We start from the raw sequence: 13,965 nt of genomic DNA, 5'->3' as shown, positions 1-13,965 counted from the left end.
TTCTCTGTTTAAATCATCATTCCGTTGCGTTGCGCTAAACGTAATTTCTGTGGCGTAATATCATTACCTTCGCTATCTACTACCGTTACTGTTGCCAAAATATTAGTTAGCTGTCCACGGATTTTCTCTAAATAACGTTGGCGTAACATTTCTCTTTCTGAAATTTCATCCGCTGTTAAACCTTCATTCTTTGCTTTATGTGCCAACTGATTAATTCTATCCAATTCTGAAATTTGCATTATTACCCTCCTTTATCATTTCATCCCTTGAATTTATGCGGTGCATTATACAAACTTAATTTATTTTTCGTAAGTACGCACATTTTTTATACCTTTAAATTAAAATAATTTATTAATTTTCATATAGTTACAAAAACAAAACTGTTATTTTTAAAATTAATATGAAAAATAAATGGACTTTTTTTATAAAATTTTTTCGCTATAATAACGCCGTTTTTTTCAGACAAGCAGAGGAAACAATGCAAGCGACAGACAAAAATATTACCGAACATCAACAATGCCCGGTAAATACCACATTAGATATTATCGGTGGCAAATGGAAAGTGATTATTCTGTATCACCTTTTCCAAGGGACGCAACGTTTCAATGAATTGCGCCGATTGATTCCGAATATCACGCAGCGAATGCTGACATTGCAACTGAGAGAAATGGAAAATGACGGCATTTTGCATCGTGAGGTTTATCCGGAAATTCCGCCGAAAGTGGAATATTCACTGACAGAATTTGGGCAAACCCTACTGCCGGTGATTAAAGCAATGCACAAATGGGGAAACAAATATGAAAAAACCTGTCAACAACTTCATCAACAGGAAAATTAATTTATGATAAAACGTTATCTTGCTATAAAACCAATGGTGGCTCGTGATCATCAACAACATCACCGTGTTGCCACACCTTTAGAACTATACTTTGATCTTGTGTTTGTTATCGCTATTGCAGCAACAGCAAGTGGTTTACATCACGCCCTTGCTGCACATCATCTATTAGAAGGGATAGCAACCTTCTCTTTTTGTTTCTTCACAGTTTGGTGGGCGTGGATGAATTTTACTTGGTTCGCATCTGCCTATGATACTGATGATAGCGCCTATCGCATCGTAACAATGGTACAAATGTTCGGGGCGTTAATTTTAGCTGTCAGTATTAATGAAGTATTTCATAACGGCTCATTAAAAAATATGTTGTGGGGTTTCGTTATTATGCGTCTAGCTCAAGCCTATCAATGGTTCAGAGCAGCCAAAAATGACAAAACGAGAAAAATTACCTGCCTGCGTTACGGCTACGGTTTAATTATCACGCAAATTTTATGGGGAATTATTGTTTTTGCATTAACTGATTATGCCTATTATCTTATTCCTATAATGATACTAATTGAACTCTCTGTACCTTTATGGGCTGAACGAAAAGAAGCAACAAGCTGGCATCCTCACCACATTGCCGAACGCTATGGATTGCTAACCATTATTCTGCTTGGCGAAGGATTACTCGGCATTACTAACGCAATCACACCATTATTGCGTAGCGAAATTTCACTACTTACCGAAGCGCTGCCACTGGGATTGGGTATTTCTGCAATAATGTTCTCACTTTGGTGGCTCTATTTTAAAATGCCATTTGCACAGCTATTAGAACGACAACGCCTATTTAAGACCGTATTTTTATTCGGTTATGGCCATTATTTTGTTTTTATCTCCTTAGCTGCTGTTGGTTCAGCATTAGAATTGATTGCCGATACAGTAACACAGCTAAACAGCTCAAGCGTAAGTGAACATCACGTGTCACCACTATTTGCAATGGCTACATTAACATCAGCTATTGCTATTTATTTAACTTCTCTTACCTTTATCCGCCGTCGTTTAAGTGGGCAAAGACATTACCACCTGTTTGGATACTGGCTAGGTATTATTGCTACTTTCTTAGCATTAGGGGCTGTTTATTTAGAACTGGATCTTATTTGGGCAATCTGGCTTGCTGTTATTGCTCCAGTCATAATGATCTTTATCCACCAACAAGGTGATCAATAATCCCAATGCCAAACCAAGTTATCAATAATGCGTGAGTTTGCTTCACGCATTATTTCTAGTCTTTAAGGCAATTTCGCGATAATGGCATAACCACTGCTTAGCCCTGAGATGCTATAAGCGGTGTTTGCGTCAATAAAAGCAGATTGCCCTTGCGTTAAGGTAAGTTGTTGCTGCGCATTGTGTAAGCTGATTTCGCCTTGCATTACCAACAAAATTTCTGCACTTTCCGACTTCAAGTTGCATTGATAATCGGCAGCAAAGTTAATATTGCTTAACGCAAAATCTCGGCTTGGCGTTTGATAAGTGCTGTAACCATTCTCTTTGCTTGCCGCTGCAATCACCTTTGGCACAATTTCTGTGCAATCGACAATTTTTAACAGTTCCGGAATATCAACATATTTCGGCGTTAAACCACCTCTAATCACATTATCGGAACTTGCCATTAGTTCGATATTTTGCCCGCGTAAATAGGCATGTGGAATACCGGCATCTTGAAAAATACCTTCACCTTTTTTCAGATGAACAATATTGAATAAGTAGAAACTCAATAATCCCACATCAAGTTTATCTACCGAAATTTCTATCGCTTTCAATGCATATAACAACCAATAATCTGGATTATCCAAAGTTAATTCATTATTTCGATATGCCACTTGATTATGCTGAATAATCGGCAATAACCATTGTGCTAATTGCGTTTGTGAGGACTGCATTACATCTGCATAAAAATCTTTTAAAGATTGTTGTTCCAATTTTTCCGCTAAAACCACCAAAGACGGTCGTGCATACAGGGTCTTTAAAATCGCACTTTTGCTTTTGAAGCCGTGTAATAACCAAAAATCAGATAACGCAATCATCATTTCCGGTTTATGGTTGTCATCTTTATAACTGCGTTTCGGATCTTTGAGATCAATGCCTTGTGCATTTTCTCGAGCAAAACCCTGCTCTGCCTCTGTTTTGGTTGGGTGCAGCTGAATAGACAAAGGTTTGACCACATCCAATATCTTCAATAGATAAGGCAATCTATCACCGAATTGCTGTTGCGATTTTTCACCTAACACCGCCGGATGCGCAGCAATATAATGATCAAGCCCTTGTTGCTGTCCGTTCACTTCGATACTGGAAACGGCACTTGGATGCGTACCGAGCCACCATTCTGCATAAATTTGTTGATCCGGCTGTTGTTGTAATAATTGCGGAATAAAGGTTTTTCCACCCCAAATATAGTGTTGTGCCTTTCCGTTTAGGCGATAAAACATAATTTATTTTCCTCCAATCGGCTGGGTAATTCTGCCGCTTTGCGCTAAAAACTGTAAAACAGCGGCAATATCATCAACATTCTCAATGTAAACCGGTAAGGCCTTATCATTTTTTAAGACTATTTGTAAAAAGCCGTTTTCACTGATATTTATCGTATTAATATGTTGATAGGGAATATAAATATTATTTAAAAAAAAGCCATCTTGTTTTAGTAAAAATACTGGATAACGCACAAAAAAGTGATAAATCAATAAAATTGACACCATCACTAACAGGTAAATTGTCATTTGTTCAAGCCCTTGTGGCACTGCTTGATAAACAGCTAACCAAATCAGCCCCAACATGACCACCCCTTCGATTTTCTGTTTGCGCAGAAGCCGTATTTTTAGTGCCGTTTTGCCGTAACGTTTCTCCATTAAGAATTGATCATAAATGGCAAACAGAAAGTAGAGAATAATCAAAGTGAATAATATGGCGTTAATCAACATAGCTATTTCTATCCGTTCTAACAGAAATTTATTATTTATCTAAACAGAAAGTGGGCAAAGCCCACTTCCGCCGAATAGTGATAAGGTGGACGACTGCCCACCTTTATCGATTAGCCTAAAATTCCGGTTGCTGCCCCGATAATACCGATAATGAAAATACCAATAATGATCCAAAGTGCATTGACACGGTTACGCAATAGCCACATACAGGCAAAGGTAAACAGCAACGGTAATAATCCCGGCATTAAGCTGTCGAGAATGGATTGCACGGTGGTAACTTCAACCGTGCCATCCTGTTTAGTAATGGTGGAAACGACAAGCGGCACATTGATAGTTGTCCATTTCTGTACCAACGCTCCCATAATAAACAGACCAAGAATAGAAGCTCCTTCGGTTAATTTTTGCAATAAACCGCCACTCATATCTTTAACCACATCCAAACCTTTTTTATAGCCATACGTTACACCATAGTAACGAGTTGCCAAACGAACTAGGTTAAATAATACGAAAAAGAGTAATGGCCCTAAAATACTACCGCTTAATGCTAAACCAGCACCTAATGCCGCAAATACCGGACGTGCAGTTCCCCAATAAATCGGATCACCCACACCAGCCAATGGCCCCATTAAACCAACCTTAATCCCGTTGATTGCTGAATCTTCAATCGGCTTACCATTAGCACGTTCTTCTTCCATCGCAATAGTTACACCTAATACCGGTGCTGCTACGAAAGGTTGTGTATTGAAGAATTCCAAATGACGTTTAATCGCATCTTTACGCTCTTGAGAATTCGGATCAGGATATAAACGTTTAATCACCGGCACCATTGAAAATGCAAAACCTAACGCTTGCATACGCTCAAAGTTCCAAGATCCTTGGAAAAGATTTGAGCGGAGTACGACTTTATTTAAATCGCTTTGGGTTACTTTTTTAGTTTCTGTTGTCATCTCTGCTTCCCCCATTAATCTAATCTGTTGTCAAGATCGTTATTACCGCTTGATACTACTTGCACCACTTGCTTACTTTGATTGTATTTAGGGTGAAGTTGGATATAAAGAATTGCCATAATTGTACCAAGTACACCTAATGCCACTAAATTGAAATCAGTAAATGCCGCCACAACGAAACCAGCATAGAAGAATGGCATTAAATGACCTGCACGCATCATATTGATAACCATTGCATAACCGACAACGGCAATAATACCGCCGGCGATTTTCAATCCAGTTGTAACCACTGGAGGAATCGCATTCAATAAAGATTGAACAGTATCTGTACCTGCTGTCAATGCTACGATCAATGCAGGGATAGCAATACGCATCGCTTGAAGAAGTAATGCACTACAGTGAACCCAGTCTAAACGATTTAAGTTACCATCTTTCACAGATTTATCCGCAAGATGTTGGAAACCTACTGTAATCGCACGCACCACATAGGTTAATACCTGACCGGCAGCTGCAAGCGGAATCGCAATCGCAATCCCAGTGGTAATTTCTTGTCCACCAACAATAACTAAAATGGTAGATACAACGGAGGCTAAAGCGGCATCCGGTGCAAGTGCTGCACCGATATTCATCCAACCTAATGCCAATAATTCCAACGAACCACCAACGATAATCCCTGTTTTAATGTCACCTAAAACTAGACCGATTAAGGTACAAGCGATTAACGGACGGTGAGTCTGAAACTCATCCAAGATCGATCCCATTCCTGAAATACAGGAGATGATGAAGATCAAAATAATTTGAATACTAGAAAGTTCCATAATATTTTCCTTCAGTTAAGTATTAAATAAGGTTGCTTTTTTTCAATAAATCGATCATATCTTCTTTACGATCATTCGATACTTTACGCACATCAAGTTCAACATTTAAATCAGCCAACTTTTTAAATGCGGCAATATCTTTCTCATCGACCGAAACGGCACTGGTAATCTGTTTTTTACCTTCACGATAAGCCATACCACCAATGTTGACCGATTTAATATCCAACCCTGACTCAACTAAAAAGAGAGCATCGGTCGGATTAGTAAACAACAACATTACACGATCATCGTTATATTCAGGATTATTGTAAACACGCACCATTTTCGCTACATTGACAACGTGCGCACTAACTCCCGGAGGTGCCGCCTGTTTCAACATTGTTTTACGAACATCGTCTTTATCAACTTCATCATTCACCACGATAATACGATTAACTTTGCTCTCTTTTGTCCAACGAGTCGCTACTTGACCGTGAATTAAGCGGTCATCAATACGTGCAAGACCGATTGCCATATGTTTACCGGCTGTTGCAACTTGTGGTTGAGCTGGTTCAACAGGCTGAGATTGCGCCGGAGTAGCAACTACTGGAGCTGGCTCAGGTTTGGTTTCTCGTTGTGGTTTTTGTTCCAATTTCAATGCACGGACACCGCCACGACCAGTTTCCAAAGCAATTTCTGCCAACTCTTCCAAAGAAGGATCATCATCACGAGCCATAAAGGTTTCCACCAACATCGGCACGTTAACCCCTGTTACCACTTCCATATTGTCTTTGCCGTCTGCAACACGGTTAGCTGCATTAAACGGGCTGCCACCCCAAGTATCAACGAGGAATAACACTCGATCACAACCAGAAAGTTCATTCGCCAATTTATCCTGATATTTACCAATGATCGTTTCTTGGTTCTCACCCGGAACAAATTCAATAAAAGCGACATTTTCTTGCTCTCCGATCAACATCTCTGTTGTACGAAGTAATTGCTCGGCTGCGACACCATGCGTTGCTATGATAATAGCAATACTCATAGGAGCTCCTTATTTAATTTAATGAATAGATAAAATTTCAAATAGAGTAAAAACGTCGGCAATTTTAAAGAAATTTTGCTAAAAGAGATATAACACAGATCACAAAATTGAGAAAAAGATTAGAATTTATTGCCTTATTTTATAGACTTTTGTTCAATATCATTTTTTTACCCGAAGATGTAAAAAGGATGTTTCTCCTTTGTGAATTAAATTTATTTAAAATGGTAAAATAAATATCAAAAAGAGTTTTTTTAAAGCCATAAAAAAATCTCCTGCCCTTCCGGAACAGGAGATTTTTTACTAAAAGCCGATTATAGTGAAATCACTGCAAAAATAGTCAATACAGAATAAAGTACTGCTAATCCGTAGAAAATCACTCCGCCTGCAGGAATATGCACTTTAAAATCGTGCAACCCTAAATGGATACGGTGAATACCGCACCAAGTTGGAAAAATTAACAATACTAAAATTGCCAATTTACCAATCCAAGTATGTGCAAATGCAACAATATTGTCCGGTGAAACTAATCCAAATGGGAGTAGAAAACCTAAAATGAGGACTAATACAGGAAAAAATACCGCACTAATTGCACCACCTGCACCGAACAGTAACCAAACGACAGGTTCGTTTGAACGTTTTGGAGTTTCTTTGTTCATTTTCTGTTCCCTATACTAAAATTAAAGCAATAATGCTTACTACTAAGGTAATTGCCCAGAAAACTCTGGTAACCATTTTCACATTAATACGTTCATTATTCACAATGATATTCATCATTTGCGGAGCCATATTAAAGAATGTGAATGTGTTAAGTAACACTGCACCAAGAGTTATAATATTCAGAATAACTACCACCGGATTTTGTAAGAAGTTTACAAAATTACTATCAAAAGTACCGTTACCTAAACAAGTCAAACCGTAGAATAATTCTAAACAGAACCAAATGGTTGGTACTGATGTACTTTCACGCAAGACATAGAATTTGTAAAAGTCTAACTTTTTCCACCAAGTCGCTTTGACTTCACGCACATACTTTTTGCGTTTACTTGTTGCTACTGTTGTCATTCTACTTTCTCCTTATTTTTGCATTTTTAACATTGCAAAAACGTAGTCTTTCGCACTTTCAATTTTACCTTGGTTAACCGCCGAAGCAGGACCAACGTGTTTTGGACACACTTCTGAGCAATAACCAACGAAAGTACAACTCCAAACCCCATTTTTACCATTAAGGATCTTCATACGTTCTTCTTTACCGTGGTCACGGTTATCTAAGTTATAACGGTGAGCCAATGTAATCGCACCCGGACCAACGAATTCAGGGTTCAAGCCAAATTGCGGACACGCTGCATAGCATAAACCACAGTTAATACACATTGAGAATGTACGATATTTTTCCAATTCTGCCGGAGTTTGTTTTGTTCTTGACTTCGCCAATTCTGAAGAAGGTTGTGGAACATTCTTCAACTCCGGAGCTTTGTTGCCAATGATATATGGCTTAATTGATTCAAGGCTTTCGATGAAATGGCTCAAATCAACAACAAGATCGCGTTCAATTGGGAAATTCGCCAATGGTTCAATACGCATATGACCACTAAAATCACGCAAGAAAGTCTTACACGCCAAGCTAGGACGACCATTTACCATCATTCCACAAGAGCCACAGATCGCCATACGGCAAGACCAACGATAAGAAAGATCCGGATCAAGTTTATCTTTAATATAACCCAACGCATCAAGTAATGAGGTTTGGCTATCATATGGAACCTGATAAGATTTTAAATGCGGTTCGTTATCTACTTCCGGATTATAACGTAGAATTTCAACCGTCATTGTTTGTAATGCGTTCGCCATTATTTTGCCCCTTCTTTTGCTGCTTTTTCTGCGGCTTCTGCTTCCGCACCGTAAACACGTTTTGCTGGTTGCGATTTAGTAATCTTCACATCGCTGTATTCAATAGTCGGCACTCCACCCTCTTTATAGAATGCAAGCGTATGTTTCAAGTAATTCACATCATCACGTTCTGTATAGTCTAAACGTTGGTGAGCACCACGAGATTCTTTACGATCAAGTGCTGAACAAGCGATAGATTGTGCTACATCAAGGATATAACCTAATTCAATAGTATAAAGCACATCAGTGTTATATACGCTTGAACGGTCAGCAACACGGATACGTTTATAACGTTCTTTCAACTCTTGGATTTTATCTACAGTTTTTTGCATACTATCTTGTGTACGATAAATACCGCAACCCTCTTCCATAGAGTTACCCATTTCATCACGAATTGCAGACCAAGATTCTGTACCTTCCTGATCTAACAAGGCATCAAGACGTTTAATCACATCCTGTGCTTGCGCATCAATTACAGATTGATTTGCTGGTTTCGCTTCAACCGCACGTTGAGCAGCTTGTTCGCCAGCAACACGTCCTAATACAAGCAATTCAGCAAGTGAGTTAGAACCTAAACGGTTAGCACCGTGCAAACCAGAAGAAGCACATTCACCCACAGCAAATAAACCTTTAATACGAGTTTCACATTGAGGATCAACTTCAATACCACCCATTGTATAGTGAACAACTGGACGTACAGGAATAGGCGCTTTAACCGGATCAACACCTTCATATGCTTGTGCTAACTCACAAATAAACGGTAGACGTTCGTGTAAGTATTTTTCACCAAGATGTCTTAAATCAAGGTGAACCACATCAACGCCTTTTGCGGTCTTCAAAGTGTTACCTTTTTGCAACTCTTGCCAGAATGCTTGTGAAACTTTATCACGAGGACCAAGTTCCATATATTTATTTTGAGGTTTTCCGATTGGGGTTTCAGGACCTAGGCCATAATCCTGCAAATAACGATAGCCATCTTTATTGACCAAGATACCACCTTCACCACGGCAACCTTCAGTCATCAAAATACCGGTATTAGGTAATCCAGTAGGATGATATTGAACAAATTCCATATCACGTAACGGCACACCGTGACGATAAGCCATAGAAAGACCATCACCTGTTACAATACCGCCATTAGTATTAAAGCGGAATGCACGGCAACCACCACCAGTTGCGATAATGACTGCATTGGCATTGATTTGAACCATTGTGCCTTCCATCATATTCATTGCAACGACACCGCGTGCGTGACCATCATCAACAAGAATATCAAGCACAAAATGCTCATCAAAACGCTGAATTTGAGGGAATTGAATAGAAGTTTGGAATAAAGTGTGAAGTAAGTGGAAACCGGTTTTATCGGCTGCGAACCAAGTTCTTTCGATTTTCATACCACCGAAACGACGTACATTCACATCACCATCCGGACGACGACTCCAAGGGCATCCCCAACGTTCCAACTGTGTCATTTCAATTGGAGAATGCTCTACGAAATATTCCACTACATCCTGCTCACAAAGCCAGTCACCACCAGCAACAGTGTCATGAAAATGTTTATCATATGAGTCTTCATCTTTAATAACTGCCGCAGCACCACCTTCAGCAGCAACAGTATGACTACGCATTGGATAAACTTTTGAAATTAGAGCAATTTTAAGGTTAGGGTTTGCTTCTGCGGCTGCGATTGCTGAACGCAAGCCACCACCACCGGCACCAACAATTGCAATATCGACATTAACAGTCTGCACGATATCCTCCAAGGTTACGTTATTTAGAATAGAAGTAAAAAGTGCCATTATTGTGCCATTATTTGGTCGGTAGGTAATTATTTTTTTACAGATTTTTAATAAAAAAAGTCAGTTTCGTGATCTACCTCAAAAAAGTTATGTAGCTGGACAACAATTATGAGGTATACAAAGAAACTGTTGTTAGAACAAGATTTAAACAGAATAAAAAATAGGAAAGATTTTGTTTTCTGAAAATTTATTCAATGAACAAAACACAAAATATTAACATTTTTGAAATAAAAAACTGTTTTATAGTACGAGAAATTAACGAAGAAGGCGACAATTTTGTCGCCCGAATACTCTTTTACAGCTACATCCAAGCATTATTACGAATAATACCAACTGCAATACCCTCAATTTCTACATTTTCTTGGCTGAGATCGACTACAATTGGAGAAAGTTCGCTATTTTCCGGATGTAGATAAAGCATATTCCCCTTACGTTCAAAGCGTTTTACCGTTACATTTTCACCGATACGTGCAACAACCACTTGCCCATTTCTCACATCCTTTGTGCTGTGTACAGCTAATAAATCGCCGTCTAAAATTCCAATATCTTTCATCGACATTCCTTGCACTTTCAACAAAAAGTCTGCTTTCGGCTTAAACATATTCACATCTACCTGATACATCGCTTCAATATGCTCTTCTGCCAAAATTGGCTCTCCGGCAGCCACTCGCCCAACCAATGGCAACCCCTCCTGTTCATCGTTTGCCGATTCCACCTCACCAATTAATCTTATTCCACGTGAAGTGCCAGATACTATTTCAATAACACCTTTTCTGGCTAAAGCTTTTAAATGCTCTTCCGCCGCATTGGCAGAACGGAAACCAAGCTGCTTAGCTATTTCCGCACGAGTCGGTGGCATTCCTGTTTGTTCTAAATGCTGTTTTACAAAATCAAAAACCTGTTGTTGACGTGCTGTCAGTGCTTTATTACTTTTTATCGCCATAATCTCATTCTCTGTGCTTTTATACAGTATTACCTGTCATTATATACAGCCTCTCTCTGATTGCAAAGTAATTTATCAAGCACCGTTCTTTTATGCATTGCTTGATCTGACGCTCACTTTTAATAATAAATTTATGCTACACTTACGCCGTTTTTTATTAAAAATCAAAATAAAGGAATTCAAATGGCTTTTTTTCTTAATTTTTATCGAAAATTATTAAGCTTGCCACTATCTATTTTGGTCAAGAGTAATTCAATCCCCAATAATCCAATCGAAGAATTACATCTCAATATTAATGAACCCCTAATTTATGTTCTTCCCTACACTTCTCAAACAGACTTACTTATTTTTCAGAAAAACTGTCTTTCTTTAGGTTTGCCTGATCCATTAGAGATGAATGAAATTAATGGAAAACAATTGCCTCGCTATGTTTTTCTCGATGAGGGACGTCGTTTCTTTAAATCAAAAACAGTAAAAAAAGAAACAGAACAAATTTTTTCTCAATATCTAGAACAGCACCGCAATTTAGCAGATCTTGACGTGCAATTAATTCCAGTTTCTGTGCTATGGGGACGCTCACCCGGCTATGAAGATAAATCCGGTTTACCGAAACTGCGTTTGCTTAACGGTATCGAAAAGTTTGCAACAATTTTATGGTTTGGTCGTGATAATTTTGTTCGTTTTTCACAAGCGGTCTCTTTACGTTATATGGTGAATAATTTCGGTTCCGATCAAAAAATGGCACAAAAATTAGCGCGGGTTGCTCGTATCCATTTCTCAAAACAGCGCATTTCCGCTACCGGTCCACGTTTACTAAATCGTTCCGCTATGTTTGCTAAATTACTAAGCAATGAAAAGATTATAAAGGCAATTGCAGACGAAGCAGAAAATAAGAAAATTTCACCCGAGAAAGCTCGTCAGGAAGCTGAAAAAATTCTACAGGAAATCGCCTCCAACTTTAATTACAGCAGCTTACGCGTAGCTGATCGTTTCTTGCGTTGGTTATGGAATCGCCTTTATCAAGGAATTAATGTTGAACACGCAGATCGTGTACGAAAACTGGCTTTAGAAGGACACGAAATTGTTTATGTCCCTTGCCATCGTAGCCATATCGACTATTTATTACTCTCCTATGTACTCTATCATCAAGGTTTAGTACCACCACATATTGCTGCCGGCATTAATTTAAATTTCTGGCCTGTAGGCTCAATATTCCGTAGCTGGGGTGCATTTTTTATTCGTCGAACATTCAAAGGCAATCGTCTTTATTCCACTATTTTTAGAGAATATTTGGCAGAATTATTCCATCGTGGTTATTCCGTTGAGTTTTTTATTGAAGGTGGGCGTTCTCGTACCGGACGTTTATTAGCCCCCAAAACTGGGATGATGTCAATGACATTACAAGCATTGCAAAGCGGCCAACAAACACGACCAATCTCAATCGTACCAGTTTATATCGGTTATGAACACGTACTCGAAGTTGACACTTACGCAAAAGAGCTTCGTGGTGCTGAGAAAGAAAAAGAAAATGCCGGATTAGTGTTGCGCGTTATCAAGAAATTACGCAATCTCGGTAAAGGTTATGTGAATTTTGCCGAGCCGATTACGCTCAACAATTATTTAAACCAGTACTATCCTGATTGGCGTAGCCATAATGCAGATGATAAAAATCGTCCAGAATGGTTTAATGATGCAGTTTCTCGCGTTTCTAATCAAGTAATGGTTAATATTAATCGCGCAGCTGCAGTAAATGCGATGAATTTGACAGTTTCTATCTTACTTTCTTCACGCCAACGAGCTTTATCCAAAGAATTATTAATTGAACAAATCGATTCCTGTTTACAATTATTACGTAATACCTGTTACGATGACGATATTATTTTGCCTAATGAAACAGGTGAAACAATATTACAACACGTTTTAAATTTAGATCGTGTTGGTATTTTAATTGAAAAAGATAATTTTGGTGAAATAGTTCGACTAGAGCGCAACTCTGCTGTTTTGATGACATATTACCGTAATAATATTCAACATTTATTTGTGTTGCCTTCATTTATTGCCAGCTTAGTATTACATCACGAAGCGATAGAATTAAATCTTGTCTTAGAGGCAGTAAAAAAATTCTATCCATTCTTGGCAAATGAACTATTCTTAAATATTCCTGAAGAGAGATTGCAGAAATATTTATTATCGATTATTGATGAATTATGCCGACAAGAAATCTTAAAACGCCACGAAAATATTTTGACTATTAATAAAAAACGCGGGCGTTCATTGCAGCTTCTAGCCGCTGGTGTACGTGAAATTTTACAACGTTACTTTATTACATTAAGCCTGCTTAAAGCTGAGCCAAATAAAACTAGAACAGAATTAGAAAAAGAGAGTCAATCCATTGCTCAACGTTTATCTGTACTACACGGTATCAATGCGCCGGAATTCTTTGATAAAGCAGTATTTTCTGCTTTTATTAATGGATTAAAACAGAACGGATATTTTGATACAGAGGGTAATGTTAATAATGAGAAATTGGATCAGTTACTTTCTATTTTACACAAAATAATTTCACTAGAAATTGATATTACTATTCAAGGTGCTATCGAGAAATAGTCGTTTTTATAAATTAGATCAGCCTGCTATATAAAAGTAGGCTGATTTTTTATATTCTTATTCTGCATTTATTTCTCTAACTTAATTTTTCACCAAACTATTAACATTTAGACTCTATCACTTTTCAATTCAACAAAATAAGGCATAGTAG

At 38.2% G+C, this 13,965-nt stretch carries 14 protein-coding genes; 3 read left to right on the top strand and 11 right to left on the bottom strand.

The annotated features are described in order from the left end of the window. Positions 1-8: 8 nt before the first annotated feature. Positions 9-239, bottom strand: coding sequence for a DUF896 domain-containing protein (locus tag JP36_RS02765; RefSeq protein WP_039171724.1), 231 nt, complete (start codon positions 237-239; stop codon positions 9-11). A gap of 239 nt (positions 240-478) precedes the next feature. Between JP36_RS02765 and JP36_RS02760 the strand changes: the two genes are divergently transcribed. Together JP36_RS02760 and JP36_RS02755 are read left to right on the top strand one after the other, a co-directional pair. Beyond that, on the top strand, positions 479-838 hold the full coding sequence (locus tag JP36_RS02760; protein WP_039171722.1) for a winged helix-turn-helix transcriptional regulator: 360 nt from the start codon (positions 479-481) through the stop codon (positions 836-838). A 3-nt stretch (positions 839-841) separates the two neighbouring features. Next, on the top strand, positions 842-2,041 hold the full coding sequence (locus JP36_RS02755) for a low temperature requirement protein A (RefSeq protein WP_039171719.1): 1,200 nt from the start codon (positions 842-844) through the stop codon (positions 2,039-2,041). Between the two features lie 62 nt (positions 2,042-2,103). Here JP36_RS02755 and manA read toward each other — a convergent pair whose 3' ends face one another. From manA to lexA, 10 genes are all read right to left on the bottom strand, one after another. Next, positions 2,104-3,300: a mannose-6-phosphate isomerase, class I gene (gene manA, locus JP36_RS02750; RefSeq protein ID WP_039171716.1), complete on the bottom strand. Its 1,197-nt coding sequence runs from the start codon at positions 3,298-3,300 to the stop codon at positions 2,104-2,106. Positions 3,301-3,303: 3 nt separating this feature from the next. Next, complete coding sequence (locus tag JP36_RS02745; RefSeq protein ID WP_039171714.1) at positions 3,304-3,789, bottom strand: YobD family protein; 486 nt, start codon at positions 3,787-3,789, stop codon at positions 3,304-3,306. A 110-nt stretch (positions 3,790-3,899) separates the two neighbouring features. After that, positions 3,900-4,736: a PTS mannose transporter subunit IID gene (locus JP36_RS02740; protein ID WP_026210958.1), complete on the bottom strand. Its 837-nt coding sequence runs from the start codon at positions 4,734-4,736 to the stop codon at positions 3,900-3,902. A gap of 14 nt (positions 4,737-4,750) precedes the next feature. Next, complete coding sequence (locus JP36_RS02735) at positions 4,751-5,554, bottom strand: PTS mannose/fructose/sorbose transporter subunit IIC (RefSeq protein WP_039084074.1); 804 nt, start codon at positions 5,552-5,554, stop codon at positions 4,751-4,753. Positions 5,555-5,576: 22 nt separating this feature from the next. Then, entirely contained in the window at positions 5,577-6,578 is a 1,002-nt protein-coding gene (gene manX, locus JP36_RS02730) for a PTS mannose transporter subunit IIAB (RefSeq protein ID WP_039171710.1), read from the bottom strand. A 311-nt stretch (positions 6,579-6,889) separates the two neighbouring features. Then, on the bottom strand, positions 6,890-7,234 hold the full coding sequence (gene frdD, locus JP36_RS02725) for a fumarate reductase subunit FrdD (protein ID WP_039096573.1): 345 nt from the start codon (positions 7,232-7,234) through the stop codon (positions 6,890-6,892). Between the two features lie 10 nt (positions 7,235-7,244). After that, complete coding sequence (frdC, locus tag JP36_RS02720; RefSeq protein WP_039096571.1) at positions 7,245-7,640, bottom strand: fumarate reductase subunit FrdC; 396 nt, start codon at positions 7,638-7,640, stop codon at positions 7,245-7,247. Between the two features lie 12 nt (positions 7,641-7,652). Continuing rightward, on the bottom strand, positions 7,653-8,426 hold the full coding sequence (locus tag JP36_RS02715) for a succinate dehydrogenase/fumarate reductase iron-sulfur subunit (protein WP_021461006.1): 774 nt from the start codon (positions 8,424-8,426) through the stop codon (positions 7,653-7,655). Continuing rightward, positions 8,426-10,216, bottom strand: coding sequence for a fumarate reductase (quinol) flavoprotein subunit (gene frdA / locus JP36_RS02710; protein ID WP_039134758.1), 1,791 nt, complete (start codon positions 10,214-10,216; stop codon positions 8,426-8,428). Before frdA ends, JP36_RS02715 begins: the two co-directional genes overlap by 1 nt. Before the next feature lie 349 nt (positions 10,217-10,565). Beyond that, the gene (lexA, locus tag JP36_RS02705) at positions 10,566-11,201 is read right to left on the bottom strand and encodes a transcriptional repressor LexA (RefSeq protein ID WP_197494809.1); all 636 of its coding nucleotides are present in this window, start codon (positions 11,199-11,201) and stop codon (positions 10,566-10,568) included. A gap of 189 nt (positions 11,202-11,390) precedes the next feature. Here lexA and plsB point away from each other — a divergent pair, with 189 nt between their 5' ends. Beyond that, positions 11,391-13,814 carry a glycerol-3-phosphate 1-O-acyltransferase PlsB gene (gene plsB, locus JP36_RS02700; protein ID WP_039171708.1) on the top strand — a complete coding sequence of 808 codons (2,424 nt, stop codon included), beginning with the start codon at positions 11,391-11,393 and terminating at the stop codon, positions 13,812-13,814. Positions 13,815-13,965: the final 151 nt, after the last annotated feature.

Origin of the sequence: Gallibacterium genomosp. 1, from assembly GCF_000771875.1 — a bacterium.
Lineage (GTDB): Bacteria > Pseudomonadota > Gammaproteobacteria > Enterobacterales > Pasteurellaceae > Gallibacterium.
Note: the sequence above shows the minus strand (reverse complement) of the source record. Positions and strands in the feature narration are given on the sequence as shown.

Coding starts and splice junctions, on each gene's coding strand:
- JP36_RS02765 (WP_039171724.1), bottom strand. CDS start 239: ATGCAAATTTCAGAATTGGATAGAATTAATCAGTTGGCACATAAAGCA.
- JP36_RS02760 (WP_039171722.1), top strand. CDS start 479: ATGCAAGCGACAGACAAAAATATTACCGAACATCAACAATGCCCGGTA.
- JP36_RS02755 (WP_039171719.1), top strand. CDS start 842: ATGATAAAACGTTATCTTGCTATAAAACCAATGGTGGCTCGTGATCAT.
- manA (WP_039171716.1), bottom strand. CDS start 3,300: ATGTTTTATCGCCTAAACGGAAAGGCACAACACTATATTTGGGGTGGA.
- JP36_RS02745 (WP_039171714.1), bottom strand. CDS start 3,789: ATGTTGATTAACGCCATATTATTCACTTTGATTATTCTCTACTTTCTG.
- JP36_RS02740 (WP_026210958.1), bottom strand. CDS start 4,736: ATGACAACAGAAACTAAAAAAGTAACCCAAAGCGATTTAAATAAAGTC.
- JP36_RS02735 (WP_039084074.1), bottom strand. CDS start 5,554: ATGGAACTTTCTAGTATTCAAATTATTTTGATCTTCATCATCTCCTGT.
- manX (WP_039171710.1), bottom strand. CDS start 6,578: ATGAGTATTGCTATTATCATAGCAACGCATGGTGTCGCAGCCGAGCAA.
- frdD (WP_039096573.1), bottom strand. CDS start 7,234: ATGAACAAAGAAACTCCAAAACGTTCAAACGAACCTGTCGTTTGGTTA.
- frdC (WP_039096571.1), bottom strand. CDS start 7,640: ATGACAACAGTAGCAACAAGTAAACGCAAAAAGTATGTGCGTGAAGTC.
- JP36_RS02715 (WP_021461006.1), bottom strand. CDS start 8,426: ATGGCGAACGCATTACAAACAATGACGGTTGAAATTCTACGTTATAAT.
- plsB (WP_039171708.1), top strand. CDS start 11,391: ATGGCTTTTTTTCTTAATTTTTATCGAAAATTATTAAGCTTGCCACTA.